The organism is Streptomyces odontomachicola, assembly GCF_039605595.1.
GTDB lineage: Bacteria > Actinomycetota > Actinomycetes > Streptomycetales > Streptomycetaceae > Streptomyces.
In genome coordinates this window covers 149,848-176,637 of the sequence record NZ_JBCFOK010000015.1, presented here as the reverse complement: position 1 = coordinate 176,637, position 26,790 = coordinate 149,848, and the positions used below count along the sequence as shown (strand labels likewise).

25 protein-coding genes are annotated in these 26,790 nt (G+C 70.6%); 18 read left to right on the top strand and 7 right to left on the bottom strand.

Annotated elements, in window-relative coordinates; genetic code table 11:
* Nucleotides 1-6: 6 nt before the first annotated feature.
* Genes ABEE00_RS26185 through nuoN form a run of 13 tightly spaced genes read left to right on the top strand, consistent with a single transcriptional unit; the run spans nt 7 to nt 15,789 of the window.
* Complete coding sequence (locus ABEE00_RS26185; RefSeq protein ID WP_345748119.1) at nt 7-561, top strand: NuoB/complex I 20 kDa subunit family protein; 555 nt, start codon at nt 7-9, stop codon at nt 559-561.
* Nucleotides 558-1,292: an NADH-quinone oxidoreductase subunit C gene (locus ABEE00_RS26180; RefSeq protein ID WP_345748118.1), complete on the top strand. Its 735-nt coding sequence runs from the start codon at nt 558-560 to the stop codon at nt 1,290-1,292. The genes ABEE00_RS26185 and ABEE00_RS26180 overlap by 4 nt, the downstream gene beginning before the upstream one ends.
* Complete coding sequence (locus tag ABEE00_RS26175) at nt 1,292-2,617, top strand: NADH-quinone oxidoreductase subunit D (RefSeq protein WP_345748117.1); 1,326 nt, start codon at nt 1,292-1,294, stop codon at nt 2,615-2,617. The genes ABEE00_RS26180 and ABEE00_RS26175 overlap by 1 nt, the downstream gene beginning before the upstream one ends.
* Nucleotides 2,614-3,345: an NADH-quinone oxidoreductase subunit NuoE gene (gene nuoE, locus ABEE00_RS26170; protein WP_345748116.1), complete on the top strand. Its 732-nt coding sequence runs from the start codon at nt 2,614-2,616 to the stop codon at nt 3,343-3,345. The genes ABEE00_RS26175 and nuoE overlap by 4 nt, the downstream gene beginning before the upstream one ends.
* Nucleotides 3,345-4,703 (top strand): NADH-quinone oxidoreductase subunit NuoF, encoded by a 1,359-nt coding sequence (nuoF, locus tag ABEE00_RS26165; protein WP_345748115.1) that lies wholly within the window; start codon nt 3,345-3,347, stop codon nt 4,701-4,703. The genes nuoE and nuoF overlap by 1 nt, the downstream gene beginning before the upstream one ends.
* Nucleotides 4,700-7,249 (top strand): NADH-quinone oxidoreductase subunit G, encoded by a 2,550-nt coding sequence (locus ABEE00_RS26160; RefSeq protein ID WP_345748114.1) that lies wholly within the window; start codon nt 4,700-4,702, stop codon nt 7,247-7,249. The genes nuoF and ABEE00_RS26160 overlap by 4 nt, the downstream gene beginning before the upstream one ends.
* A complete protein-coding gene (gene nuoH, locus ABEE00_RS26155) occupies nt 7,246-8,673 on the top strand; it encodes an NADH-quinone oxidoreductase subunit NuoH (protein WP_345748113.1) in 1,428 nt (475 codons plus the stop codon). Before ABEE00_RS26160 ends, nuoH begins: the two co-directional genes overlap by 4 nt.
* A 37-nt stretch (nt 8,674-8,710) precedes the next feature.
* The gene (gene nuoI, locus ABEE00_RS26150; protein ID WP_451918669.1) at nt 8,711-9,370 is read left to right on the top strand and encodes an NADH-quinone oxidoreductase subunit NuoI; all 660 of its coding nucleotides are present in this window, start codon (nt 8,711-8,713) and stop codon (nt 9,368-9,370) included.
* Nucleotides 9,367-10,245, top strand: a complete 879-nt coding sequence (locus tag ABEE00_RS26145) for an NADH-quinone oxidoreductase subunit J (protein WP_345748111.1) — start codon at nt 9,367-9,369, stop codon at nt 10,243-10,245. Before nuoI ends, ABEE00_RS26145 begins: the two co-directional genes overlap by 4 nt.
* Complete coding sequence (gene nuoK / locus ABEE00_RS26140; protein ID WP_345748110.1) at nt 10,242-10,541, top strand: NADH-quinone oxidoreductase subunit NuoK; 300 nt, start codon at nt 10,242-10,244, stop codon at nt 10,539-10,541. Before ABEE00_RS26145 ends, nuoK begins: the two co-directional genes overlap by 4 nt.
* A gap of 13 nt (nt 10,542-10,554) precedes the next feature.
* Nucleotides 10,555-12,474: an NADH-quinone oxidoreductase subunit L gene (nuoL, locus tag ABEE00_RS26135; protein ID WP_345748109.1), complete on the top strand. Its 1,920-nt coding sequence runs from the start codon at nt 10,555-10,557 to the stop codon at nt 12,472-12,474.
* Between the two features lie 4 nt (nt 12,475-12,478).
* Complete coding sequence (locus ABEE00_RS26130; RefSeq protein WP_345748108.1) at nt 12,479-14,137, top strand: NADH-quinone oxidoreductase subunit M; 1,659 nt, start codon at nt 12,479-12,481, stop codon at nt 14,135-14,137.
* Between the two features lie 38 nt (nt 14,138-14,175).
* Nucleotides 14,176-15,789, top strand: a complete 1,614-nt coding sequence (gene nuoN, locus ABEE00_RS26125) for an NADH-quinone oxidoreductase subunit NuoN (RefSeq protein WP_345748184.1) — start codon at nt 14,176-14,178, stop codon at nt 15,787-15,789.
* Between the two features lie 113 nt (nt 15,790-15,902).
* Here nuoN and ABEE00_RS26120 read toward each other — a convergent pair whose 3' ends face one another.
* The gene (locus tag ABEE00_RS26120) at nt 15,903-16,394 is read right to left on the bottom strand and encodes a hypothetical protein (protein WP_345748107.1); all 492 of its coding nucleotides are present in this window, start codon (nt 16,392-16,394) and stop codon (nt 15,903-15,905) included.
* A 50-nt stretch (nt 16,395-16,444) separates the two neighbouring features.
* The gene (gene fahA / locus ABEE00_RS26115) at nt 16,445-17,677 is read right to left on the bottom strand and encodes a fumarylacetoacetase (RefSeq protein WP_345748106.1); all 1,233 of its coding nucleotides are present in this window, start codon (nt 17,675-17,677) and stop codon (nt 16,445-16,447) included.
* A 307-nt stretch (nt 17,678-17,984) separates the two neighbouring features.
* Here fahA and ABEE00_RS26110 point away from each other — a divergent pair, with 307 nt between their 5' ends.
* The 4 genes from ABEE00_RS26110 to ABEE00_RS26095 all read left to right on the top strand — a co-directional run bounded on the left by ABEE00_RS26110 (nt 17,985) and on the right by ABEE00_RS26095 (nt 23,842).
* Nucleotides 17,985-19,250, top strand: a complete 1,266-nt coding sequence (locus ABEE00_RS26110; protein WP_345748105.1) for a carboxylate--amine ligase — start codon at nt 17,985-17,987, stop codon at nt 19,248-19,250.
* Nucleotides 19,251-19,400: 150 nt separating this feature from the next.
* Nucleotides 19,401-20,621 carry an FAD-dependent oxidoreductase gene (locus tag ABEE00_RS26105; protein WP_345748104.1) on the top strand — a complete coding sequence of 407 codons (1,221 nt, stop codon included), beginning with the start codon at nt 19,401-19,403 and terminating at the stop codon, nt 20,619-20,621.
* Between the two features lie 115 nt (nt 20,622-20,736).
* Nucleotides 20,737-22,662 carry a DNA helicase RecQ gene (gene recQ, locus ABEE00_RS26100; RefSeq protein WP_345748103.1) on the top strand — a complete coding sequence of 642 codons (1,926 nt, stop codon included), beginning with the start codon at nt 20,737-20,739 and terminating at the stop codon, nt 22,660-22,662.
* Nucleotides 22,663-22,765: 103 nt separating this feature from the next.
* Nucleotides 22,766-23,842, top strand: a complete 1,077-nt coding sequence (locus ABEE00_RS26095) for a DUF418 domain-containing protein (protein WP_345748102.1) — start codon at nt 22,766-22,768, stop codon at nt 23,840-23,842.
* An 11-nt stretch (nt 23,843-23,853) separates the two neighbouring features.
* Here the strand turns inward: ABEE00_RS26095 and ABEE00_RS26090 are convergent, their stop codons facing one another.
* From ABEE00_RS26090 to ABEE00_RS26080, 3 genes are read right to left on the bottom strand one after another with little or no spacing between them, the layout of a single operon-like run.
* Nucleotides 23,854-24,048 (bottom strand): DUF397 domain-containing protein, encoded by a 195-nt coding sequence (locus ABEE00_RS26090; protein ID WP_345748101.1) that lies wholly within the window; start codon nt 24,046-24,048, stop codon nt 23,854-23,856.
* Nucleotides 24,049-24,071: 23 nt separating this feature from the next.
* A complete protein-coding gene (locus ABEE00_RS26085) occupies nt 24,072-24,275 on the bottom strand; it encodes a DUF397 domain-containing protein (protein ID WP_345748100.1) in 204 nt (67 codons plus the stop codon).
* On the bottom strand, nt 24,275-25,105 hold the full coding sequence (locus tag ABEE00_RS26080) for a helix-turn-helix domain-containing protein (RefSeq protein ID WP_345748099.1): 831 nt from the start codon (nt 25,103-25,105) through the stop codon (nt 24,275-24,277). Before ABEE00_RS26080 ends, ABEE00_RS26085 begins: the two co-directional genes overlap by 1 nt.
* 112 nt (nt 25,106-25,217) lie before the next feature.
* On the opposite strand from ABEE00_RS26080, the gene ABEE00_RS26075 reads away from it, so the two are divergent.
* Entirely contained in the window at nt 25,218-25,442 is a 225-nt protein-coding gene (locus ABEE00_RS26075; RefSeq protein ID WP_345748098.1) for a hypothetical protein, read from the top strand.
* 110 nt (nt 25,443-25,552) lie between these two features.
* Here the strand turns inward: ABEE00_RS26075 and ABEE00_RS26070 are convergent, their stop codons facing one another.
* Entirely contained in the window at nt 25,553-25,816 is a 264-nt protein-coding gene (locus ABEE00_RS26070) for a hypothetical protein (protein ID WP_345748097.1), read from the bottom strand.
* Between the two features lie 144 nt (nt 25,817-25,960).
* A complete protein-coding gene (locus ABEE00_RS26065) occupies nt 25,961-26,599 on the bottom strand; it encodes a hypothetical protein (RefSeq protein ID WP_345748096.1) in 639 nt (212 codons plus the stop codon).
* Nucleotides 26,600-26,790 lie beyond the last annotated feature (191 nt).

Genomic DNA, 26,790 nt, shown 5'->3' with positions numbered 1-26,790 from the left:
TGAGAAATGGGACTTGAAGAGAAACTGCCGAGCGGCTTCCTGCTGACCACCGTCGAGAAGGCGGCGGGGTGGGTGCGCAAGTCGTCGATGTTCCCCGCGACCTTCGGACTCGCCTGTTGCGCCATCGAGATGATGACGACGGGCGCCGGGCGGTACGACCTCGCCAGGTTCGGCATGGAGGTGTTCCGCGGTTCGCCCCGGCAGGCCGACCTCATGATCGTCGCGGGCCGGGTGAGCCAGAAGATGGCCCCGGTGCTGCGCCAGGTCTACGACCAGATGCCCAACCCCAAGTGGGTCATCTCCATGGGCGTGTGCGCCTCCTCGGGCGGGATGTTCAACAACTACGCGATCGTGCAGGGCGTCGACCACGTCGTACCCGTCGACATCTACCTGCCCGGCTGCCCGCCGCGGCCCGAGATGCTGATGGACGCGATCCTCAAGCTGCACAAGAACATCCAGGGCTCCAAGCTCGGCGTGAACCGCGAGGAAGCGGCCCGCGAGGCGGAGGAGGCGGCCCTCAAGGCGCTCCCGACCATTGAGATGAAGGGGCTGCTGAGGTGAGCGACGACCACGTGAACGGCAACGGCGCCGTGAACGGCGACGGCGTCCCGGCCCCGCGGGGCAACGAGCCCGGCGAGGTGATCGGCAAGCGCCGCGGGATGTTCGGCACCCGCAACGGCGGCGACACCACCGGATACGGCGGCCTGGTGAAGACCGTCAGGCTCCCGGGCGCGAGCCAACGGCCGTACGGCGGTTGGTTCGACGAGGTGGCGGACGAGTTCGAGGGCGCGCTGGAGGAGCAGGGCTTCGTACCGGAGAACGTCATCGAGAAGACCGTGGTGGACCGCGGCGAGATGACCTTCCGCATCGCCCGCGAGTTCCTGCTCCCGGCCGTGCGGATCCTGCGCGACGATCCGGCCCTCCGCTTCGAGCTGTGCACCGGCGTGAGCGGCGTGCACTTCCCCGAGGACAAGGGGCGCGAGCTGCACGCGGTGAACCACCTGCGGTCCGTGACCCACAACCGGATGATCCGCATCGAGGTCACCGCGCCGGACGCCGACCCGCACATCCCGTCCGTCGTCGAGGTCTATCCGACCAACGACTGGCACGAGCGGGAGACGTACGACTTCTTCGGCCTGATCTTCGACGGCCATCCCGCGCTCACGCGGATCATGATGCCGGACGACTGGCAGGGCCATCCGCAGCGCAAGGACTACCCATTGGGCGGCATCCCCGTCGAGTACAAGGGCGCCCAGATCCCGGCTCCGGACCAGCGGAGGTCGTACAACTGATGAGCACGCACGCACCTGCCGGAATCCGCGAGACCACCGAAGGCACCGTCTACGACGTCACCGGCGGCGACTGGGACGAGATCGCGCAGGCCATCTCCAGCAGCGACGACGAGCGCATCATCGTCAACATGGGCCCCCAGCACCCCTCCACGCACGGCGTGCTGCGGCTGATCCTGGAGATCGACGGCGAGACGGTGACCGAGGCCCGCTGCGGCATCGGCTATCTGCACACCGGCATCGAGAAGAACCTCGAATTCAGGACCTGGACGCAGGGCACCACCTTCGTCACGCGCATGGACTACCTCACGCCGTTCTTCAACGAGACGGCGTACTGCATGGCCGTGGAGCGGCTGCTCGGCATCGAGGACGACGTCCCGGACCGCGCCAACGTCATCCGCGTCCTGCTCATGGAGCTCAACCGGCTCTCCTCGCACCTGGTCGCGATCGCGACCGGCGGCATGGAGCTGGGCGCCACGACGGTGATGATCTTCGGCTTCCGGGACCGCGAACACGTCCTGGACCTGTACGAGTTGATCACCGGTCTGCGCATGAACCACGCGTTCATCCGCCCCGGCGGCCTCGCGCAGGACCTGCCCCCGGGGACCGTGGACGCGCTCCGCGAGTTCCTGAAGAAGATGAAGAAGAACCTGGTGGAGTACGACAAGCTCTGCACCGGGAACCCGGTCTTCAAGGCCCGGCTCAAGGACATCGGCCACCTCGACCTCGCCGGGTGCATGGCGCTCGGCGCCACGGGGCCGATCCTGCGCTCCGCCGGACTCCCGCACGACCTGCGCAAGGCCCAGCCGTACTGCGGCTATGAGGAGTACGACTTCGAGGTGCCGACCGTGGACACCTGCGACTCCTACGGCCGCTTCCTGCTGCGCCTGGAGGAGATGCGGGAGTCGCTGCGGATCATCGAGCAGTGCATCGACAAGCTGGAGCCGGGCCCGGTGATGGTCGGCGACAAGAAGGTCGCGTGGCCGGCCCAACTGGCGCTCGGGCCCGACGGCCTGGGCAATTCGCTCGACCACATCAAGAACATCATGGGCACCTCGATGGAGGCCCTGATCCACCACTTCAAGCTGGTGACCGAGGGCTTCAGGGTCCCCCCTGGCCAGGCGTACGCGGCCGTCGAGTCCCCCAAGGGCGAGCTCGGCGTGCACGCGGTCAGCGACGGCGGCACCCGCCCCTACCGCGTGCACTTCCGCGACCCCTCCTTCACCAACCTCGAGGCCATGGCGGCGATGTGCGAGGGCGGCCAGGTGGCCGACGTGATCGTCGCCGTCGCGTCCATCGACCCCGTGATGGGAGGAGTCGACCGATGACAGCGGAAGTACCCCTGGGCATCCCGCAGATGCCCGCACCCGACTACCCGGCCGACGTGCGGCAGCGGCTGGAGACGGATGCCAAGGAGATCATCGGCCGCTACCCCGACAGCCGCTCAGCGCTGCTCCCGCTGCTGCACCTGGTGCAGTCCGAGGAGGGGCACGTGACCCGTACGGGGCAGCGGTTCTGCGCGGAGATGCTGGACCTGACGACGGCCGAGGTGAACGCGGTCGCCACCTTCTACACCATGTACCGGCGCAAGCCCTCCGGCGACTACCAGGTCGGGGTCTGCACCAACACGCTGTGCGCGGTGATGGGCGGCGACGCCATCTTCGACGAGCTCAAGGAGCACCTGGGCGTCGGCAACAGCGAGACCACCGAGGACGGCAAGGTCACGCTGGAGCACATCGAGTGCAACGCGGCCTGCGACTACGCGCCGGTGGTCATGGTCAATTGGGAGTTCTTCGACAACCAGACCCCGGAGTCCGCCAAGCGCATGGTCGACGACCTGCGCGCGGGCCGTGAGGTCGCGCCCACTCGCGGCGCGCCGCTGTGCACCTTCAAGGAGACGGCCCGCATCCTGGCGGGCTTCCCCGACGAGCGCTCGGGCGCGGTCGAGGCGACGGGCGCCGCGGGCCCCGCCTCGCTGGCCGGTCTGCGGCTGGCCAAGGGCCGGACCGAGGGCGACCACGTCGTACCGCCCCGCGACGCCGAGGAGGGGGAGTGATGACGGTGGCCGCCGAAGTGAACCAGAACAGCCCCGAGAAGCTGCTCTCGCCGGTGCTCTCCGCCTTCTGGGACGAGCCCGAGCCGTGGACGCTGGCGACGTACCGGAGACACGAGGGCTATCAGGGCCTGAGCAAGGCCCTGGACATGCAGCCCGACGACCTCATCGCGTACGTGAAGGACGCGGGCCTGCGCGGCCGCGGCGGCGCGGGCTTCCCGACGGGCATGAAGTGGCAGTTCATCCCGCAGGGCGACGGCAAGCCGCACTACCTCGTCGTCAACGCCGACGAGTCGGAGCCGGGCACCTGCAAGGACATCCCCCTCCTCTACGCCAACCCGCACTCCCTCATCGAGGGCATCGCGATCGCCTGCCACGCGATCCGCTCCTCGCACGCGTTCGTCTACCTGCGCGGCGAGGTCGTACCGGTGCTCCGGCGCCTGCACGAGGCGGTCCGCGAGGCGTACGAAGCCGGATATCTCGGCAAAGATGCGCTCGGCCCGGGCAAGGACCTGGAGCTCACCGTGCACGCCGGAGCGGGCGCGTACATCTGCGGCGAGGAGACCGCGCTGCTCGACTCGCTGGAGGGGCGCCGCGGCCAGCCGAGGCTGCGCCCGCCCTTCCCGGCGGTCGCCGGTCTGTACGCGTGCCCCACGGTGGTGAACAACGTCGAGTCCATCGCCTCGGTGCCGGCCCTGGTCCTCAAGGGCAAGGAGTGGTTCCGCTCGATGGGCAGCGAGAAGTCCCCTGGCTTCACGCTGTACTCGCTCAGCGGGCACGTCGCGGGCCCTGGCCAGTACGAGGCGCCGCTCGGCATCACGCTGCGCCAGCTCCTGGAGATGAGCGGCGGGATGCGCAAGGGGCACAGGCTCAAGTTCTGGACCCCGGGCGGCTCCTCGACCCCGATGCTCACCGACGAGCACCTCGACGTGCCGCTGGACTACGAGGGCGTCGGGGAGGCCGGGTCGATGCTCGGCACCAAGGCGCTCCAGTGCTTCGACGAGACGACCTGCGTGGTGCGGGCCGTGCTGCGCTGGACGGAGTTCTACGCGCACGAGTCCTGCGGCAAGTGCACGCCCTGCCGCGAAGGCACGTACTGGCTGGTCCAGTTGCTGCGGGACATCGAGGAGGGCAAGGCCACCCGCGACGATCTCGGAAAGATCGAGGACATCGCCGACAACATCAACGGCAAGTCCTTCTGCGCCCTGGGCGACGGCGCGGCCGCGCCCATCGCCTCCTCCATGAAGTTCTTCCGCGAGGAGTACGAGCAGCACGTCGACGGCGGCGGCTGCCCCTTCGACCCGGCGCGCTCGACCGCCTGGGCCGACCGTGAAACGACACACCCGGAGGTGAACGCGTGACCGTCACCAGCTCAGACGCCAAAGCCTCCGGCGGGGGCGAGGCGGGGCCGCCGCCCGAGGACCTGGTGTCGCTGACCATCGACGGCGCGGAGATCAGCGTGCCCAAGGGCACCCTGGTGATCCGCGCGGCCGAGCAGCTCGGCATCGAGATCCCGCGGTTCTGCGACCACCCGCTGCTGGACCCCGCGGGCGCCTGCCGGCAGTGCATCGTGGAGGTCGAGGGGCAGCGCAAGCCGATGGCCTCCTGCACCATCCAGTGCACCGACGGGATGGTGGTGCGCACCCAGCTCACCTCAGGCGTCGCGGAGAAGGCCCAGCGCGGGGTGATGGAGCTGCTGCTCATCAACCACCCGCTGGACTGCCCGGTGTGCGACAAGGGCGGCGAGTGCCCGCTGCAGAACCAGGCGATGAGCGCGGGCGGCCCCGACTCCCGCTTCGAGGGCAAGAAGCGCACCTTCGAGAAGCCGGTGCCGATCAGCACCCAGGTGCTGCTGGACCGCGAGCGCTGCGTGCTCTGCGCGCGCTGCACCCGCTTCTCGAACCAGATCGCCGGCGACCCCATGATCGAGCTGCTGGAGCGGGGCGCGCTGCAGCAGGTCGGCACGGGGGAGGACGAGCCCTTCGAGTCGTACTTCTCGGGCAACACCATCCAGATCTGCCCGGTGGGCGCGCTCACTTCGGCGGCGTACAGGTTCCGCTCCCGCCCCTTCGACCTCACCTCCTCGCCGAGCGTGTGCGAGCACTGCTCGGGAGGGTGCGCGACGCGCACGGACCACCGGCGCGGCAAGGTCATGCGGCGGCTCGCGGCCGAGGACCCCGAGGTCAACGAGGAGTGGCTGTGCGACAAGGGCCGCTTCGGCTTCCGCTACGCGCAGCGCCCCGACCGCCTCACCACCCCTCTCGTACGGAACGAGGCGGGTGAACTGGAGCCCGCCTCCTGGCCCGAGGCGCTGGAGCGGGCAGCCGAGGGTCTTGCCGCGGCGCGCGGCCGGGCCGGGGTGCTGACCGGCGGGCGGCTGACGGTCGAGGACGCCTACGCGTACGCGAAGTTCGCGCGGGTGGCGCTGGACACCAACGACATCGACTTCCGCGCGCGGGTGCACTCCGGCGAGGAGGCCGACTTCCTGGCGTCCCAGGTGGCGGGCACCGGCCGTGACCTGGACGGCGACGGCGTGACCTACACGGATCTGGAGGCGGCGCCCGCGGTGCTGCTCGCCGGGTTCGAGGCGGAGGAGGAGGCCCCCGGGGTCTTCCTGCGGCTCCGCAAGGCGATGCGCAAGCACGGCCAGCGCACCTTCTCCCTCGCCCCGTTCGTCACCCGCGGTCTGGAGAAGGCCGGGGGCACCCTGCTCCCGGCGGCCCCCGGCACCGAGACCGAGTGGCTGGACGCGCTGGCGGGCGGCGTCGGCCTTGACGCGGCCGGCGAGGAGGCGGCCGGGGCACTGCGCTCCGACGGCTCCGTGATCCTGGTCGGCGAGCGCCTGGCCGCCGTTCCCGGCGCGCTGACCGCCGCGGTGCGCACCGCGGCGGCGACCGGGGCGCGGCTGGTGTGGATCCCGCGGCGCGCGGGCGAGCGCGGCGCCGTCGAGGCGGGCGCCCTCCCGGGGCTGCTGCCCGGCGGCCGCCCGGTCACCGACCCGCGGGCCCGCGACGAGGTGGCGCGGGTGTGGGGCGTGGCCCAACTGCCCGGAAGGTACGGGCGGGACACCACCCAGATCGTGGAGGCCGCGGCCACCGGCGAGCTGGGCGCGCTGCTCGTCGCGGGCGTCGAGCCCGCCGACCTGCCGGACCCGGCGCGCGCCGCGCAGGCGCTGGAGTCGGCCGGCTTCCTGGTGAGCCTGGAGCTGCGGCCCGGGGCGGTGACCGAGCACGCCGACGTGGTGCTGCCGGTCGCCGCGGTCGCCGAGAAGGCCGGGACCTTCCTCAACTGGGAGGGCAGGGTGCGCCCGTTCGAGGCCGCGCTCAAGCCCGACCAGATGACGCGGCGCGCTGTCCCGCCGGACGCGCGGGTGCTGCACATGCTGGCCGACGCCATGGACGTGCACCTCGGGCTGCCCGATGTGCACACCGTGCGCGGAGAGTTCGACCGGCTCGGCCACGCGGACGCCGACGCGGTCGCGGCGCCGGCGCCGATGGGCACGGCCCAGCCGCTGCCGCAGCCGGCGGCGGGCGAGGCGGTGCTCGCGGGCCACCGGATGCTGCTCGACCAGGGGCGGCTGCAGGAGGGCGACGAGGCGCTGGCCGGTACGCGGCACGCGGCGCCCGCCAGGGTCTCGCCCGCGACGGCCGCCGAGACCGGGGTCGCCGACGGCGGCCTGCTGCGGGTCTCCGGGCCCGCCGGATCGCTCCAGCTCCCGCTGGCCGTCACGGAGATGCCGGACCGCGTGGTGTGGCTCCCGCTCAACTCGACGGGCGGCGGCGTGTACGCGGACCTGGGCGCGCGCCCGGGCCAGCTCGTGCAGATCACGGCGGGCGACAAGGCCCCGGCAGACGCGCAGACCACGGCAGGCGCGCGGCAGGGCGCCGCGCAGGAGGTGGCGGAATGACCGCGACGGCTGCGACGACGGCGACGCACGTGCTCGCCGCGGAGGACCTCTCCATGTTCGGCACCGACCCGTGGTGGCTGATCGCCATCAAGGCGGTGTTCTGCTTCGCCTTCCTGATGGTGACCGTGCTGATCTCCATCGTCATGGAGCGCAAGGTCGTGGCCTGGATGCAGCTGCGCATCGGGCCCAACAGACACGGCCCCTGGGGCATGCTCCAGTCCCTCGCCGACGGCATCAAGCTGATGCTCAAGGAAGACGTCGTGGTGAAGGGCTCCGACAAGGCGGTCTACATCCTCGCGCCGGTGCTCGGCGCGATCCCCGCCTTCATGGCCATCGCCGTGATCCCCTTCGGGCCCGCGGGCAACGAGGTCTCGATCTTCGGCACCCGCACCGCGATGCAGCTCACCGACCTGCCGGTGGCCGCGCTCTACATCCTGGCGACCTCCTCGATCGCCGCGTACGGCGTGGTGCTCGCGGGATGGTCGTCCGGGTCCACGTACCCGCTGCTCGGCGGCGTGCGCGCGACGGCCCAGATCATCTCGTACGAGATCGCGATGGGGCTCAGCTTCGCCGCGGTCTTCCTCTACTCCGGGTCGATGTCGACCTCGTCGATCGTCTCGGCGCAGGGCAACACGTGGTTCGCGTGTCTGCTGCCGGTGTCGTTCCTGATCTACATGGTGTCGATGGTCGGCGAGGCGCACCGCGCTCCGTTCGACATGCCGGAGTCGGAGGGCGACCTGGTCGCGGGCTTCCAGACCGAGTACAGCTCGATCAAGTTCGCGATGTTCATGCTCGCCGAGTACATCCACATGGTCACCGTCTCGGCCCTCGCGGTCACCCTCTTCCTGGGCGGCTGGCGGGCCCCGGCGCCGATCTCCACCTGGTGGGAGGGCGCCAACCACGGCTGGTGGCCGCTCCTGTGGTTCTTCATCAAGCTCAACCTGATGCTCTTCTTCTTCGTGTGGATCCGCGGCACGCTGCCGCGCACCCGCTACGACCAGTTCATGAAGCTGGGCTGGAAGGTGCTCATCCCCATCTCGCTGGTGTGGCTGATGCTCGTGGCCACCGTGCGGGCGATGCGCAGGGAGGGCCTGCTGCAGACCAGCGAATTGCTCTACTGGGTCGGCGGCGCGGCCCTGGTGATCGTGATCCTCTCCTTCGTCGCGGACCTCTACCGCGGCAGGCAGGAGGAGCGGGAGGCCGAGGAGGCGCGCGCCAAGGCGGAGCACGAGGTCTTCGACCCGATGGCGGGCGGCTATCCCGTACCGCCCCTGCCAGGGCAGACGCTTCCGCCGGTGCCGCGCAGGCGGTCGCGCGCGGAGAGCGGCGAGCGCTCGCTCGTCGGTACGGGCGGCGGCGCGGCCGGCGGAGCCGGCGGCGACAACGGTGAGAACAACGGCGAGAAGGGGGCCGACGGTGCCTGACAATCCCGTGGCCGGCTTCGGCGTGACCTTCAAGGACATGTTCAAGAAGCGGCTGACCGAGCAGTACCCCGAGTACAAGAAGCCCACGGCGCCCCGCTTCCACGGACGGCACCAGCTCAACCGGCACCCGGACGGGCTGGAGAAGTGCGTGGGCTGCGAGCTGTGCGCCTGGGCCTGTCCGGCCGACGCGATCTACGTGGAGGGCGCGGACAACACCGAGGAGGAGCGCTACTCCCCGGGCGAGCGCTACGGCCGCGTCTACCAGATCAACTACCTGCGCTGCATCCTGTGCGGCCTGTGCGTCGAGGCGTGCCCGACCAGGGCGCTGACCATGACGAACGAGTACGAACTCGCCGACTCCTCCCGCGAGTCGCTCATCTACACCAAGGAGGAGCTGCTCGCGGGCCTGGACGAGAACATGGTCGACTCGCCGCACGCGATCTTCCCCGGCATGACCGAGCAGGACTACTACCGGGGTCTGGTCACCGAGGCCGCGCCCGGCACGGTCCAGCAGACGCCGCACGACACCGGCGTACCCCAGGAGTCGGCCGACACCTACGGCGCCGAGGAACCGGCGGCGGCGTCCCCGGCCCACTCGCACGCGGAGGGGACCGGTGCCTCCGGCGCCGACCCGACGGGCATCCACCCGGCGAGCGCAACCGGCGCCGGCTCCCGGGGCGGGGAGGCGCGTTCATGACCGGCACGCTGGCGGCGCAGACCGCCGTCTCCACCGGCGAGACCTTCCAGTTCTGGGTGCTCGGCAGCGTCGCGGTGCTCGGCGCGCTCGGCACCGTGCTGCTGCGCAGGGCCGTGCACGCGGCGCTGTGCCTCGCCGGGACCATGGTGATCCTCGCGATGTTCTACCTCGCGAACGGCGCGTACTTCCTGGGCATCGTGCAGATCGTCGTCTACACGGGCGCGGTCATGATGCTCTTCCTCTTCGTGCTGATGCTGGTCGGCGTCAGCACGGCCGACTCCCTCAAGGAGACCTTGAAGGGGCAGCGCTGGCTGGCCGCCGGCTGCGGCCTGGGCCTGGGCATCCTGCTGATCAGCGGCCTCGCGCAGACCCCGGTGAAGTCCTTCATCGGGCTCGGCGCCGCCAACGCGCAGGGCAACGTCCCGGCGCTGGCCTCGCAGCTCTTCACCAAGTACGTGGTGGCCTTCGAGGTCGTCGGCGCGCTGCTCACGGTCGCGGCCGTCGGCGCCACCCTGCTCACCCACCGGGAGAAGGTCGAGAAGACCAAGTCCCAGCGCGAGCAGGCCGAGGAGCGGGTGCGCGGCGGCAAGCAGCTCCCGCCGCTCCCGGCGCCGGGCGTGTACGCGCGGCACAACGCGGTGGACCGCCCCGGTCTGCTGCCCGACGGCACGCCCTCCGACCTCACGGTCAGCAGCACGCTGCGCAGCCGCGGCCAGGTGCGCGAGGTCGACCCGGGCCAGATGGCGGGCGTCGCGGCGCTGGAGCAGCGCACGGCCGAACGGTTCGGGCAGGCGCCGCCCGGTCCTCCCGAGGAGGTCGGCGGCGGCGCGGACGCCGGTGACGGCGACAGGGAAGAGGAGGGGGCCCGCTCGTGAGCCCGGTCAACTACGTCTATCTCGCGGCCCTGTTGTTCACGATCGGCGCCGCCGGTGTCCTCATCCGCCGGAACGCCATCGTCGTGTTCATGTGCATCGAGCTGATGCTGAACGCCGCGAACCTCACGCTGGTCGCGTTCTCCCGCATCCACGGCAACCTCGACGGGCAGATCATGGCGTTCTTCGTCATGGTCGTCGCCGCCGCCGAGGTCGTCGTCGGGCTGGCGATCATCGTGATGCTCTACCGCTCCCGTCACTCGGCCTCGGTCGACGACGCCAGCCTGATGAAGCTGTAAGGGGTACCCACCAGTGCACTCACTGATCGCTCTGCTCGTCGGCGCCCCGCTGCTCGGCGCCGCCGTCCTGCTGTGCGGCGGAAGAAGGCTGGACCGCTTCGGGCACTGGCTGGGCGTGCTGCTGTCCGCCGCGTCCTTCGCCGTCGGCGCCGCGCTCTTCGCGGACATGCTCGGCAAGGACCCGGACCAACGCGCGCTGCACCAGCACCTGTTCACCTGGGTCCCGGTGGAGAGCTTCCGGGCCGACGCCGCCTTCCAGCTCGACCAGCTCTCCATGACCTTCGTTCTGCTGATCACCGGGGTGGGCACACTCATCCACCTCTACTCGGTCGGCTATATGGAGCACGACCCGCGGCGCCGCCGCTTCTTCGGCTATCTGAACCTGTTCCTCGCGTCGATGCTGCTGCTCGTCCTCGCGGACAACTTCCTGCTGCTGTACGTCGGCTGGGAGGGCGTGGGCCTCGCCTCGTACCTGCTCATCGGGTTCTGGCAGCACAAGCCGAGCGCGGCGACCGCGGCGAAGAAGGCGTTCATCGTGAACCGCGTCGGCGACGCGGGGCTCGCCATCGCCATCTTCCTGATGTTCACCACCTTCGGCTCGTTCGCCTTCGCGCCCGTCCTCTCCAACGCGACGGACGCGAGCGAGGGCAAGCTGACCGCCATCGGCCTGATGCTGCTGCTCGCCGCGTGCGGCAAGTCGGCGCAGGTGCCGCTCCAGTCCTGGCTGGGGGACGCGATGGAGGGCCCGACCCCGGTGTCGGCGCTCATCCACGCGGCGACGATGGTGACCGCGGGGGTCTACCTGATCACCCGCTCCGGCGCGATCTTCAACGCGGCGCCCGACGCGCAGACCGTGGTGGTCGTGGTCGGCGCGGTCACGCTGCTCTTCGGTGCGCTCGTCGGTTGCGCCAAGGACGACATCAAGAAGGCCCTCGCGGGCTCGACCATGTCGCAGATCGGCTACATGGTGCTGGCCGCGGGACTGGGCCCGATCGGCTACGCGTTCGCCATCATGCACCTGGTCACGCACGGCTTCTTCAAGGCCGGGCTGTTCCTCGGCGCCGGCTCGGTCATGCACGGCATGAACGACGAGGTGGACATGCGGAAGTACGGGGGCCTGCGCAAGTACATGCCGGTCACCTTCGTCACCTTCGGCCTCGGCTACCTCGCCATCATCGGATTCCCGGGCCTGTCCGGGTTCTTCTCCAAGGACCAGATCATCGAGGCCGCCTTCGCCAAGGGCGGCACCCAGGGCTGGATCCTCGGCGCGGTCACCCTGATCGGCGCGGCCATCACCGCGTACTACATGACCCGCGTGATGGTGATGACCTTCTTCGGCGAGAAGCGCTGGCAGCCCACAGCGTCTGATAGCGGCTCCGCCGCGGGCGAAGGCAACGAGCCGCACCCGCACGAGTCCCCCAAGTCCATGACCATCCCCATGGTGGTCCTGGCCTTCGGGTCGGTCTTCGCGGGCGGTCTGTTCAAGCTGAACGAGGGCTTCGTGCACTGGCTGGAGCCGGTCACCCAGTTCGAGCACGGCCATTCACCGGTGTCCGCTCCCGTCGTCACGGCCGCCACGATCGTCGCGCTGCTCATCGGCGTGGGCGCGGCCTGGCTGCAGTACGGGCGCAGGGAGGTGCCCGTCGTCGCCCCGCGCGGCAGCGTGCTCACCCGCTTCGCGCGCCGCGACCTGGGCCAGGACGACTTCAACCACGTGGTCCTGGTGCGCGGCGGCGAGCACCTCACCCGCAGCCTGGTCTACCTCGACCACTCGCTGGTGGACGGCGCGGTCAACGGCACCGCGGCGGGCTTCGGCGGGCTCTCCGGGCGGCTGCGGCTGCTCCAGAACGGCTTCGTCCGCTCGTACGCGGTCTCGATGTTCGGCGGCGTGGCGGTCCTGGTCGCCGCGACCCTGCTGATGAGGGCGGTCTGATTCGATGTCATTTCCACTTCTGACGGCGACGGCCGCGCTGCCCGCTGTGGGCGCGGTCCTCACGGCGGCCGTTCCCGCCGCCAAGCGCACCGCGGCCAAATGGCTCGCGCTGCTCTTCTCGCTCGGCACCCTGGTGCTGGCCGGCGTGGTGCTGGCCCGCTTCGACCCGGGCGGCGCGCGCTATCAACTGACCGAATCCCACCCGTGGATCGCGGACTTCGGGGTCAGATACGAGCTGGGGATCGACGGCATCGGCGTGGCCATGGTGGGCCTCACCGCGCTGCTGATCCCGTTCATCATCGCCGCGGGCTGGCACGACGCCGATCCCCTGGAGGAGGCGAACCAGGACAAGAAGCGCTGGCGCCCGACCCAGGGCTTCTTCGCGCTGATCCTCGCGGTCGAGGCGATGGTGGTCATCTCCTTCGAGGCCACCGACGTCTTCCTCTTCTACATCTTCTTCGAGGCCATGCTCATCCCGATGTACTTCCTCATCGGCGGCTTCGGGGACAGGGCGCACGCGGCAGGCGAGGAGGAGGGCGCCAAGCAGCGCTCCTACGCCGCGGTGAAGTTCCTGCTCTACAACCTCGCGGGCGGGCTGATCATGCTGGCCGCCGTGGTCGGCCTCTTCGCGGTCACCGCCGACCAGCTCGGCCAGGGCACCTTCTCGCTCCAGCAGATCACCGAGGCCCGCGCGCACGGCGACCTCACGATGGGCTCGGGCACCGAGAAGCTGCTGTTCCTGGGTTTCTTCATCGCCTTCGCGGTCAAGGCCCCGCTGTGGCCGCTGCACACCTGGCTGCCGAACGCGATGGGCGAGGCCACGGCCCCGGTCGCGGTGCTGATCACGGCGGTGGTCGACAAGGTCGGCACCTTCGCGATGCTCCGCTTCTGCCTGGGCCTCTTCCCCGAGGCGAGCGCGTGGGCCACACCGGTCGTGATCGGCCTCGCGCTGGTCAGCATCCTGTACGGGGCGCTGCTCGCGGTCGGCCAGCGGGACATCAAGCGCCTGGTGGCGTTCGCGTCGATCTCCCACTTCGGCTTCATCATCCTGGGCGTCTTCGCGATGACCTCGCAGGGCCAGGGCGGCGCGACGCTCTACATGGTGTTCCACGGGATCTCGACCGCGGCGCTGATGCTGGTCGCCGGGTTCCTCATCTCCCGGCGCGGCTCGCGGCTCATCGCGGACTACGGCGGTGTGCAGAAGGTGGCACCCGTGCTCGCGGGCACCTTCCTGGTGGGCGGCCTGGCCACCCTGTCGCTGCCCGGGCTCGCCCCGTTCATCAGCGAATTCCTGGTGCTGGTCGGCACGTTCAGCCGCTATCCGGTCGCGGGCATCGTGGCGACCGCCGGCATCATCCTCGCCGCGCTCTACGTGCTGCTGCTCTACCAGCGCACCATGACGGGCCCGCTGGAGAAGGCGGAGCTCAAGACGATGCCGGACCTGAAGGTGCGCGAACTCGCCGTGGTCGCGCCGCTGATCGCGCTGCTGATCTTCCTGGGCGTCTTCCCGAAGCCGCTCACCGAGATCGTGAACCCGGCGGTCGAGCACACCCTGTCCGACGTGCACAAGAAGGACCCGAAGCCGCAGCACCCGGTCGCCGAGCGCGGCTGGTTCTCGTACAAGCCCCACGGGGGCGCCCACGCCGGAGGTGAAGGCAAGTGAGCGCGCTGGAATCGGCCGCCTCCGTCCACAGTCTGTGGATGACGGCGGCACCCGGTGAACTGCAGGCGCCCAAGATCGAGTACGTGCAGCTCTCGCCGACGATCATCGTGCTCGGCGCCGCGGTGCTGGGCATCGTGATCGAGGCGTTCGCGCCGCGGAAGGTGCGCTACTGGTCGCAGTTGGCCCTCGCGGTGCTCGGCCTGGTGGGCGCGTTCGCCGCTGTGGTCGGCCTCGCGCTGTCGGGCAACGCCAACAGCAAGGCGGCCGTCGCGGGCATGGGCGCGATCGCCGTCGACGGGCCCTCGCTGTTCCTCCAGGGCACGCTGTGCCTGGTCGGTCTCGTCTCGGTGTTCGTGTTCGCGGAGCGCCGTCTTGAGCCCAAGTCCCATGGCTCGCACGTCGACTCCTTCGCCGCGCAGCCGGCCTCCGTACCCGGCGGCGAGGGCGAGCGGCAGGCGGTGAAGGCGGGCTGGACCACCACCGAGGTCTTCCCGCTGCTGATGTTCGCCACCGGCGGCATGCTGATCTTCCCCGCGGCGAACGACCTGCTGACGCTGTTCATCGCGCTGGAGGTCTTCTCCCTCCCGCTGTACCTGCTCTGCGCGCTGGCCCGCCGCAGGCGGCTGCTGTCGCAGGAGGCCGCGGTCAAGTACTTCCTCCTGGGAGCCTTCTCCTCCGCCTTCCTCCTCTTCGGCGTCGCCCTGCTGTACGGGTACGCGGGCACGGTCAACTACTCGGGCATCGCCCGCGTCGTCTCCGGCGCCGACGCGAGCACCAACGCGGCGCTCGCCCAGACCACCGGCAACGACGCGCTGCTGCTCATCGGCGGTGCGATGGTGCTGATGGGCCTGCTGTTCAAGGTCGGCGCCGTGCCGTTCCACATGTGGACCCCGGACGTCTACCAGGGCGCTCCGACGCCGGTCACCGGCTTCATGGCGGCGGCCACCAAGGTCGCGGCCTTCGGCGCGCTGCTGCGGCTGCTGTACGTGGTGCTCCCCGGGCTCCGGTGGGACTGGCGCCCGGTGATGTGGGGCGTCGCGATCCTCACCATGGTGGCGGGCGCGATCGTGGCCATCACGCAGACCGACATCAAGCGGCTGCTGGCCTACTCCTCGATCGCGCACGCGGGCTTCCTGCTCGCCGGCGTCATCGCCACCTCGCGGGACGGCGTCTCCTCGGTCCTCTTCTACCTGGGCGCCTACTCCTTCGTGACGCTCGGCGCCTTCGCCGTCGTGACCCTCGTACGGGACGCGGGCGGCGAGGCCACGCACCTGTCCAAGTGGGCGGGGCTCGGACGCCGTTCGCCGCTGCTGGCTGCCGTGTTCGCCGTCTTCCTGCTGGCCTTCGCCGGCATCCCGCTGACCTCGGGTTTCGCGGGGAAGTTCGCGGTGTTCAAGGCGGCTGCCGAGGGCGGGGCCGGCGCGCTGGTGGTGGTCGGTGTGATCGCCTCCGCCATCGCGGCGTTCTTCTACATCAGGGTGATCGTGCTGATGTTCTTCAGCGAACCCCGCGAGGACGGCCCCTCGGTGGCCGTACCCAGCGCCCTGACCACGACCGCCATCGCGGCGGGCGTGATCGTCACGCTGGTGCTGGGGCTGGCGCCGCAGTATTTCCTGGATCTGGCGGGCCACGCGGGGGTGTTCGTGCGGTAGCACGGAAAAGCTTCTCCGCCGCAGCGGAAAGCAGCCCAGCGGAACAGGCCGGCGGTCCCCACGCGAAACGCGTGGGGACCGCCGATGTGTGAGCGCTTCACTTCACCGGCGCATCACTGCGAAGCCTGCTTCTCGCCCGGCTTGATCTTCTCCAGCTTCGGCAGCTGCTTGCCCGCCTTCTCGGCGTCGGCTACCTGCTGAAGCTTGGCGCTCTTGCCGTTCGCCCAGGTCACGGTCATCTGCTTGGCGGCGCCCGGCTTCAGCGTGCCCTTGGCGAAGTCGGTGTTCCCGTCGGGGCACTTGAAGGAGACGGTCGCCTCGGTGCCGCCCTCGCTGAGGGCGCCCGTGCACAGCGTCTTCTCGCTCAGCACGGCCTTGCCCTTGGACAGGGTCATCACCAGACCCTTGCCGCCCTTGACCGCGGCCTTCACGTCGGTGGCCCAGATGCCGTCCAGCTCGCCGGGCTTGCCGCCGGGCGACTCCTGGCCCGGCTTCGGTTCGGCCTTGTCCCCGCCGCCTTCGCTGCCGCCTCCGCAGCCGGTCAGCACGATCCCGGCCGAAGCAACCGCCACCGCTGCCGCGGCGATACGCCCTGAGGTGCGCACGTTCCGTTTCCCTCCGTTGTTTTACAGGCGCACGTCAAGTTACAGCAGCCTCACCGCGCGGGCCGGACCGTACCCCGTACCTCTCCCAGGCCGATCCGCGCCGAGCCCGAACTCCCCGGCGCCCAGGCCGAGATGACCACCTCGTCGCCGTCCTCCAGGAAGGCGCGCTCCCCGCCGCCGGGCAGCTTCAGGGGCTCGGTGCCGCCCCAGGTCAGCTCCAGCAGGCAGCCGCGCTGTCCCGCTTCGGGGCCGCTCACCGTGCCCGAGGCGTAGAGGTCCCCGGTGCGCAGCGAGGCGCCGTTGACCGTCATGTGCGCGAGCTGCTGCGCGGCCGTCCAGTACATGGCGGAGAACGGGGGCTCGGCGATCACTTCGCCGTTCAGCGCGACGCTGAGCCTCAAGTCCAGCCCGCCGGGCCGGGGTTCGGCAGAGTCGTCCAGGTAGGGCAGCAGGGGCTCGGTGCGCTCGGGCGGCGCCGTCCACGCGCCCTCCAGGGCGTCCAGCGGCGTGATCCAGGGGGAGACCGACGTGGCGAAGGACTTGCCGAGGAAGGGGCCGAGCGGCACGTACTCCCAGGCCTGGATGTCGCGCGCCGACCAGTCGTTCACCAGGGTCACGCCGAAGACGTGCTCGGGGAAGTCGCCGAGGGACACGGGGGAGCCCAGCTCGGACCCCGTACCGACGACGAAGCCGACCTCGGCCTCGATGTCCAGGCGCTGCGAGGGGCCGAACTCCGGGCGCTCGGCGCCGCGCGGCCTGCGCTGCCCGCTGGGGCGGACCACCGGCGTGCCGGAGGCCACGACCGTGCCGGAGCGCCCGTGGTAACCGATGGGCAGGTGCTTCCAGTTGGGCGTGAGCGCCTCGGAGTCGGGGCGGAAGATACGTCCGACGTTGGTGGCGTGGTGCTCGCTGGCGTAGAAATCGACGTAGTCCGCAACCGCGAACGGAAGGTGCAACGTCACCTCATGCAGCGGGCGCAGGAACTGCGCGACCTCCCCAGCGCGCTCCGGCGACGTCAGCCATTCGCGCAGTTCCGTGCGCACCGCCCGCCACACCGAACGGCCCGCCTCCATGAGCGGGTTGAGCAAGGGCTGCCGCAGCACCCCGGCGTGCGGCGAACCGAACGCCTCGGCCGCGGCGCCCGCGTCCAGCACGTGGTCTCCGTACCGGACGCCGATGCGCGGACGGCCGGGGTCTTCGGATGTCGTAAACAGGCCATAGGGAAGGTTGTCCGGGCCGAAGGGGTCGCCTTCGGGGAGTTCCAGCGGGTTCACGGCCGTCATTGCGCTGCTGCCTCGCCTTCGAGTACGCCGATTCGAGTACGTCGGTACGACTGCGTGCGTGTGCGTCCCCGGTCAGGGGCCGCCTCAGCGTACGGCGGAGGTGTGCCGCGGCAGAAGAGCGGCAAGAACTCGCGGGAAGCGGAATGGGATTCGGGACCTGAGGGCAAAGAGAGTGTAATGTCCGGAAACTTCTTAGCGGAATGGGAAATTCTGACTTAGCTTGCCTTGGGGTGCGGTGGGGAGGGCGCTCGGGCGATTCGCCGCTCGGGCCGGGCCGCGGCCCGAGCGAGGGGGATGGTTGGCGAGCATGGGTGCGCGCTTGGACATCGACCGGTCGGTCCCCGGACTGATCGTCAAAATCGGGAACTATCCGCTGCACCACGGTGGGGTGGGGGCCATCCGCAGCCTGGGCCGTCTCGGCGTGCCCATGTATGCGATCACCGAAGACCACTGGACGCCCGCGGCGCGTTCGCGTTACTTACGCGAAGCCCTGGTCTGGCCGACCACCGGCAGGGAGCCCGCCGAGCGCCTGGTGGAGGGGCTGTGCCGGGCCGGCCGCCGCATCGGCAGACCCACGGTGCTGATCCCCACCGACGAAGAGGCCGCCGTGCTGATCGGCGAGCACAGGCGCGAGCTGCGCGAATGGTTCCTCTTCCCGGAGGTGGAGGCGGAGCTGCCGCGGCGGCTGGCCAGCAAGCAGGGCCTGTACGAGCTGTGCGTGGAGCACGGCGTGCCCACGCCGCTGTCCGCCTCGCCGCAGACGGGGGAGGAGCTGGAACGGTTCGCCGCCGAGGCCGTCTACCCGGTCGTCGCCAAGAACCGTGAGGCCTTCGTACGCCGCGAGCGCCCCGCCGTGCCGGGCACCACGCGCATCGACAGCGCGCGCGAGCTGCTGGCCATGGCGCGCGGCTGGGGCGAGCGCCCCGGCGTGATCATCCAGGAGTACCTGCCCCGCGAGCACGCGGAGGACTGGATCGTGCACGCCTACTTCGGCGAGGACAGCCAGGCACGCGCCGCGTTCACGGGCGTGAAGGTGCGCTCCTGGCCCCCGCACGCGGGCATGACGGCGGCGGCGTACGTGGTCGACAACCCCGAACTGGCGGCGCTGTCCGCGCAGTTCATCAAGCACATCGGCTTCACCGGCATCATCGACCTGGACTGGCGCTTCGACCGCAGGGACGGCCGGTACAAGCTGCTGGACTTCAACCCGCGCATGGGCGCCCAGTTCCGCATGTTCGAGAACGACGCGGGCGTGGACGTCGTACGGGCGCAGCACCTCGACCTCACCGGCAGGGCCGTTCCCGAAGGGGAACAGCGCGACGGGCACCGCTATGTGGTGGAGAACATCGACCCGGCGGCCCGGCTGGCGTACCGCCGCGGCGTCTCCTACAGCGCGCCGCACGCTCCCGCGCGCCCGCGGGGCACCGAGCTGGCGTGGCTGGCGGCGGACGACCTCGCGCCGTCGGTGCTGATGGCGGCGCGGTTGGTGGGCCCCGGCAGCAAGCACCTGTGGCAGCTATGGCGGGGGAGCGTGAGCGCGAGGCGCGGCGCGCGAGGGGGCGCGCGGCGCTGACGGGGAGTCGGCGGCGGCCGGCCGGCCGTTGTCCGGCGGGGAGTCGGATCCGGCGTGCTCGCGCGACGCGCACCGTGCGTCGTCGCGTCGGCACGCCCTCAGGGATCAGGGCAGCACGGGGATCAGGGCAATCAGGGGAGGGACTTCGCAGTGAGTGACAACCGACCTGTCGTGGTGATCGGGGCGGGCCCGTACGGGCTGTCCACGGCCGCCCATCTGCAGGCGCGCGGCATACCCGTGCGCGTCTTCGGCGAGCCGATGGTGAGCTGGCGGCGGCACATGCCCGCCGGAATGCTGCTGAAGTCCACCCCGGTGGCCTCCAGCATCGACGCGCCGCAGCGCGGCAGCAGGCTGCTGGACTTCTGCGCCGCCACGGGCGGTGCGCGGTACGAGTCGGACTGGGACATCATCCCGGTGGAGACCTTCGTGCGGTACGGGCAGTGGTTCCAGGAGAAGTTCGTGCCCGAGCTGGAGCAGGTGCGGGTCGTGTCCGTCGACCGGCGCGACCGGGGCGCGGGCTTCGAGGTCAAGCTCGACTCGGGCGAGGTGTGCGAGGCGCGCGCCGTGGTCGTGGCGACGGGGCTGGGCGGCTGCGCCCACACCCCGCCGGAGCTGGCGGCGGCAGCGGAGGACGGACCATCCCCCACGGGGCCCGTCTCGCACGTGTCGCAGCACGCCGACCTGTCCGGCTTCGCCGGCAAGGACCTGATCGTCGTGGGGGCAGGCCAGTCGGCCCTGGAGAACGCGGTGATCGCGGCGGAGGCGGGCGCCAAGTCGGTGCGGGTGGTGGCCCGTTCGGCGGGCGCGGTCCGGTTCGGCGCGGCGCCCGACCAGCAGCCGAAGCTGCGCCCGGAGACGCCGTTCGGGCGCGCGTGGTCGCTGTATGCGCTCTCGTACCACGCCTATCTCTTCCGCCACCTCCCCGCGCCCGGCCGCGAGTATCTGGTGCGGCGGGTGCTGGGACCGCTGGGCGCGTGGTGGCTGCGGGACCGCTTCGTCGCGGCGGGCGTGCGCGTCACGCAGGGGCACGCGCTGCTGCGTACGCGGTACGACGCCGAGTCCCGCCGCGTGGAGCTGGCGCTCTCGGGCGGGCAGCGGCTGGAGGCCGACCACGTCATGGCGGGTACGGGGTACCGGGTGGACCTCGCCGCCCTGGACTTCCTCGGCCACGGCCTCCGCGCCGACCTCGCCCGCAGCGGCCGCACCGCGGCCCCCCTGCTCGACGCGGGCTTCCAGTCCTCGGTGACCGGCCTCTATTTCACCGGCCTCCCGGCGGCGGCGACATTCGGCCCGATCATGCGTTTCGTGGTGGGCACGGAATTCGCCTCGGCGCGGGTGGCGGGGTCGGTGGTGTCCACCACAACCCCGTAGGGGCGCAGGGCACACGCGGCGTACGCGCTGCCTGTGGATAAGTTGCTCACTCGTGGGGTGCGGGCTTCGCAGGGGGACGCCCCAGCCGCCCCGCACCCCACATATCGTGGCGGACATGCACCCCACCGCGCCCCCCGGCTCAGCCCCCCAAGCGCTCCTGAACCGCGTATTCGGCTACGAGGAATTCCGCGGCGACCAGAAGGACATCGTCGAGCACGTGGTCGCAGGCGGCGACGCCGTCGTCCTCATGCCCACCGGCGGCGGCAAGTCCCTCTGCTATCAGATCCCGGCCCTCGCACGCCCCGGCACCGGCATCGTGATCTCCCCCCTGATCGCGCTGATGCAGGACCAGGTGGATGCCCTCCGCGCCCTCGGCGTCCGCGCTGGCTTCATCAACTCCACGCAGGACTTCGACGAGCGCAGAGCCACCGAGCACGCCTTCCGCGCGGGCGAGCTCGACCTCCTCTATCTCGCCCCGGAGCGCCTCCGCACCGAGCAGACCCTCGACCTGCTCGCGCAGGGACAGATCTCCCTCTTCGCGATCGACGAGGCGCACTGCGTCGCGCAGTGGGGCCACGACTTCCGCCCGGACTATCTCGCGCTCTCGCTGCTCGGCGAGCGCTGGCCCGACGTGCCGCGCATGGCCCTCACCGCCACCGCCACCGAGGCCACCCACCAGGAGATCACCGAGCGGCTCGGCATGGGCGGCGCCCGGCACTTCGTCGCCAGCTTCGACCGGCCCAACATCCAGTATCGGATCGTTCCCAAGACCGACCCCAAGAAGCAGCTCCTCAAGCTGCTGCGCGAGGAGCACCCCGGCGACTCCGGCATCGTCTACTGCCTCTCCCGCAATTCCGTCGAGAAGACCGCCGAGTTCCTGAGCGCCCAGGGCATCGACGCGGTGCCGTATCACGCCGGCCTCGACGCGGACATACGCGCCGCGCACCAGTCCCGCTTCCTGCGCGAGGACGGCCTCGTGGTGGTGGCGACGATCGCCTTCGGCATGGGCATCGACAAGCCGGACGTCCGCTTCGTCGCCCACCTCGACCTGCCCAAGTCGGTCGAGGGGTATTACCAGGAGACCGGCCGCGCCGGCCGCGACGGCCTCCCGTCCACGGCCTGGATGGCGTACGGACTGCAGGACGTCGTCCAGCAGCGCAAGCTCATCCAGAGCGGCGAGGGCGACGAGGCGTTCCAGCGCCGCGCCGCCTCCCACCTGGACGCGATGCTCGCCCTGTGCGAGACGGTCGACTGCCGCCGCGCCCGCCTGCTGACCTACTTCGGCCAGAAGCCGGAGACGGCCAACTGCGGAAACTGCGACACCTGCATCACCCCGCCCGACACCTGGGACGGCACGGTCTCCGCGCAGAAGCTCCTCTCCACCGTCGTCCGGCTCCAGCGCGAGCGCGGCCAGAAGTTCGGCACCGGCCAGATCGTGGACATCCTGCGCGGCCGGCGCACCCCCAAGATCGACCAGTTCCGGCACGACCAGCTCTCCGTCTTCGGCGTCGGCGCCGACCTCTCGGAGTCCGAATGGCGCACGGTGACACGGCAGTTGCTCGCCCAGGACCTGCTGCGCGTGGAGGGTGAGTACGGCACGCTCGTCCTCTCCGAGAGCAGCGGCGAGGTCCTCGGCGGCGGCCGCGAGGTGCGGCTGCGGCGCGACCCGGCGGCCGGCCGCGCGGGCGCGGGCTCGCCCCGCGAGAAGAAGAAGGCGCCGCCGGTCGCGGCCGACCTCCCCGAGGAGGCGCTGCCGCTCTTCGAGGCACTGCGCGCCTGGCGCGCGGAGCAGGCCCGCGAGCAGGGCGTTCCCGCGTATGTGATCTTCCACGACGCCACGCTCAGGGAGTTCGCGATGCGCCGCCCCCGTTCGATAGGGGACATGGGCGGGATCAGCGGAGTGGGCGAGAAGAAGCTCGCGACGTACGGAGAGGGCGTGCTCGCCGTGGTGGCCGAGGCGGACGGCGCGGCGGACAGCGCGGCGGACGAGGCAGAGGGCGGGCCCGCGGCCGGCCCCGAGGAGGAGCCCATGGAGGAGTAAGAGAGTGGTCGGCCGGCCCCTCGTCCTTTCGGCCGGTGCGCGGGCCCGGCTACCGACCGGAGTGCCGATGCCGCGGATGTGCGGCGGGCGGCACGGTGGCTCCATGGACAGCCACCACCCGATTCCCACCGCACCGGCATCGGCCGCCCCGGCGACCGGACCCATGCCCGCGCCCGTCGCACCCGCGAAGGGGTCCGCCCGTTCCTCCGCCCGCTCGCGGATCGGCGCGCTCGACGCGCTGCGCGGCTTCGCGCTCTGCGGGATCCTCTTCGTGAACGTTCCGCAGATCGTGCCCATGCACGGGGCCGAGTCGCCCGGCCACATGTATCCGATACGCGAGTTCCTGGACCTCGCTGTTCAGAACCGCTTCTTCCCGGTCTTCTCGTTCCTCTTCGGCATCAGCTTCGTCCTGTTCCTCGACGGTTCGGCGTCCCGTGCGGAGCGCCCGCGCGTTCTGCTGCTGCGCCGGCTGGTCGCGCTCGGGGTGCTGGGGGCGGGGCACCAGTTCCTCCAGCCCGGGGAGGCGCTGCTGCCTTACGCGATCGTGGGGCTGCTCATCCTGTTGCCGGCGACATGGCTGCCGCGCCAACTGGCTCTGGCGGCGGGGGTGTTGGGCTCCATCGCCGGAGTGACGGTGGTCAGCGGCGGGATCCTGCTGATCCCGGGCCTGTTCCTGCTCGGCATGGGCGTCGCGCGGTACGGGGTGATGGACACGTTGGAGGAGCGCGGCCGGCAGCTCGGCGTGCTGTTCGCGGTGTCCGCCGTGGCCTCGGTCCCCGCTCTCGTCTGGCAGGCGACCATCAGCCCGCTCTCGCCCCTGGCGACCCGCACCCAGGCGATCGCGGGTCTGCTGATGGCGGTGGCGTACACGACGGGCTTCCTGCTGCTGATGCGTACGCCGTTGCGGGGCGCGCTCGCGGCGTTCTTCGCCCCGCTGGGCCGCATGGCGCTGACCAACTACCTCACCGCCACGCTCGCGGTGGTGGCCCTGGCGCCCCTCCTGCACCTGCCGAATTCGGGCCGCTGGGGCACGGCGGTACTCCTGGCGGTAGGCATCCTGGTGGTCCAAGCCCTGTGGTCCCGCTGGTGGCTGGGCCGCTTCCGCTACGGCCCGGCGGAATGGGCATGGCGCTGCGTGACCTGGTGGAACGTGGTCCCGCTCCGCGCGACGACCCGCTGAACGCGCGCCGGTCAGCCGCGCAGCGAGCCGATGAACGCCCGCCAGGCGGGTGCGCCGAAGGTGAGGGTCCCGCGGTGTGTGTCCTTGCTGTCCCGTACGGGGACGAGGTCGCCGTGTCCGTCGGCGACTTCGAGGCAGTTGCCACCTTGGCTGTCGCTGTAGCTGGACTTGTGCCAAGTGGTGTTGCCGGCTTCGCGTGTTGCCACTCGGACCTCCGCAGCGTTGCTGGTCAGCCGCGCAACGAGTCGATGAACGCCCGCCAGGAGGGTGCGCTGAAGGTGAGGGTCCCGCGGTGTGTGTCTTTGCTGTCCCGTACGGGGACGAGGTCGCCGTGTCCGTCGGCGACTTCGAGGCAGTCGCCGCCCAGCCCATTGCTGTGGCTGGACTTCCGCCACCTGGCGCCGTTCAGGTCTCGTTCGAGGGGGGTGGGCATCAGTACCGTTCCTCCAACGTCGCTCTGAGGCGATCCCGACTGGCCTCGGGGGTGAGGGACTTGACGACAAGCTGGTCGTAGACCATCGCGTACTGCGTCACAGCCTGTTGCGACTCTACAACTTCGCCGCCAGGGGCGCTCCCTTCCGTGTAGGCGCAGCTGGGGCCGTCGGGAAAGTCCATGAACGAGAACTGGCCGTCCATCAACCCATGTGCTCCGGCCTCCAACGGCAGCACCTGAAGTACGACGTTCGGCGCTTCCGTGGCCGCGAGCAAATGGCTCAACTGCCCCTGCATGACGGACGGGTCACTGCCAAAGGGGCGCATGAAGATGGACTCGTCGAGGATGGCCCACAGGTACAGCGGGTCCGAGCCGCTCAGCAAACTCTGGCGTGCCACTCGTGCTTCGACGAGCTGCTTCACGCTCCTCGCCGAGATCCCCGGCTGGCTGATCTTAAAGAGGCACTCCGCGTAGGCGGGGGTCTGGAGAATCCCCGGCACGAGCTGTGGAGCGTACTTGCGCATCCGGCTCGCGCGTTTCTCCAGGTCAATGTACGGGCGAGCCCACCCCGGATGCCGTTCCCGGTTCATGTGCCACCACGCTACGTTGATCTCATCCCCGGCCTTAAGTGCGTGGTCCAGGTCTGCTGCCAGGGCCTCGCTCGGGGGCTCCGTGGCCAGTTCGATCTGGGCGATGCGTGCGGCGGACACGTACACGCGGCCCGCCAAATCTCGCTGTGACCAGCGGTGTTGCTCGCGCAGCCGTCTCACCTTGGAGCCGAGTGCGGCGGCGAGGGACGAGCGTGGGTCCAGCGACTTGGAGCGGCCCATGGCTTTCCGATCTTTAATTCGCGGTTCCTGAAGATCTCACCCCTAGTGAGCGTACCGATACGCAGCAAGCATTCTCGGTGGAACGCACCAACCCACCGTTGAAGGCGCAAAAATGAAGCAAGCACCCCCACTCAAGGCGCAGTTGGGCCGGACCGTCACCGACGGGCGGACCGGCGCGGCCGGCACGCTCATGGCCGTCGTGGCCTACTCCGACATCTGCCACATCGGCGGGCTGAACCACCTGGGCCGCACCGAGTGGGTCGCCTTCGTGCGCCCGCTCGGCGGCGGCCGGGAATGGGTCACCACGCCCGACGCGGTGACGGCTCCCGCACAGTGACCGACGACGAACGCGAAGCCCTCCGCGCGAGAATCCGCCGCACGAACCGGGATTCCAGCGGCGACCGCTCAGGAAAGCGCGGCCCGCTCGCGAGATTCCTCGCGCGCGTATTACCGCCGACGGGCCGGCGAAGGAAACGGCGACACCGACACCACGACGCGGCGCCGGCCGAGGTGCCGGAGCAGCCCCCACGCCGCCACCCCCTCCCCGTACACCGCAGCCCGTACGCCGCCGAACACGCCCGCACCACCCTGGACGGCCCCCTCGCGCGCCCGTACCTCCTCGCGTACGAACGCGACAATCGCCAGGCCATCCGCCGTCTCGCCCTCGAACTCGCCCTCGACGGCGTCGACATCGGTCCCACCGTCATCCACGGTGTGCGTCCCTTTTCAAGGAGCGTCGAGGCTCCGTAACGGAAGCGGGAGCGGCCATGCCGGATGGTGCATGGCCGCTCCCGCCGTTCCGGGGACGGAGAAGAACCGTTCCCCGGCTACCGCCCCTGAGGCTGAGGCGCCTACTTACATGTTCATGTCGAAGTTGTCGACGTACCACTTGTCGTCGATCTTCACGGTCTTCACCTTGGCCGTGAAGGACTTCGGGTCCACACCCTTCGAACGGGACAGGATGCTCTCCCGGAGCTGCTTGCCGTCGACCTTGATATCGGCCGTCGGGACAACCGCCTTGTCGCCCTTGGGGGTCGGCGCGTCGACCTTCACGTCCGGCTTGCCGGAGGCGCTCGCCGGCCGGAACATCCCGCTCATGTGCTTCAGGCCGACGGCCATCTTCTTCGTCGTCGCCGCGTCGCACGTCTTGGGCGAGGGGGCCTTCGGGGGCGAGCTGTCCGGCACCTTGGAGAGCAGGCACGCCCGCTTCGCGTCCTTCTCGATGACCGCGCTGACCCAGGAGCCGACCGTCGACGACACGGTGGACTGGTCACCGGCCTGCGAGCCGGAGCCGCCGCCGTCGCCCGACGAGCCGCCGGAGCCGCCCGAACCGTCCGAGGCGGAGGGGCTCTTGCTGTCCGAGGCGGAAGAGGAGCCCGAGCCGCCGGAATCGTCCGAGCCGCCCGAGCAGGCCGCCATGAGCGGGGCGGTCGCCAGCAGCGTGGCCGCCGCGGCCCAGCCCATGATCCTCTTGCCGGACTCTGGTCTTGCCATGACTTTCTGCTCCTTACACGTACGGTGTTTCTCCCCCCTGCTCCCCCCACGGCACTGTGGCAGTCCCGGGGGGGCTATGACGGCCAGCGGGGGCCGAGCAGTTGCAGAAGCCACGGAACCGGCCGTCCAAAGTGGCGCACGCCGGACGTACTTGTGCTGCAGGCGTTTACACATAGGCCATGGTTATGCCC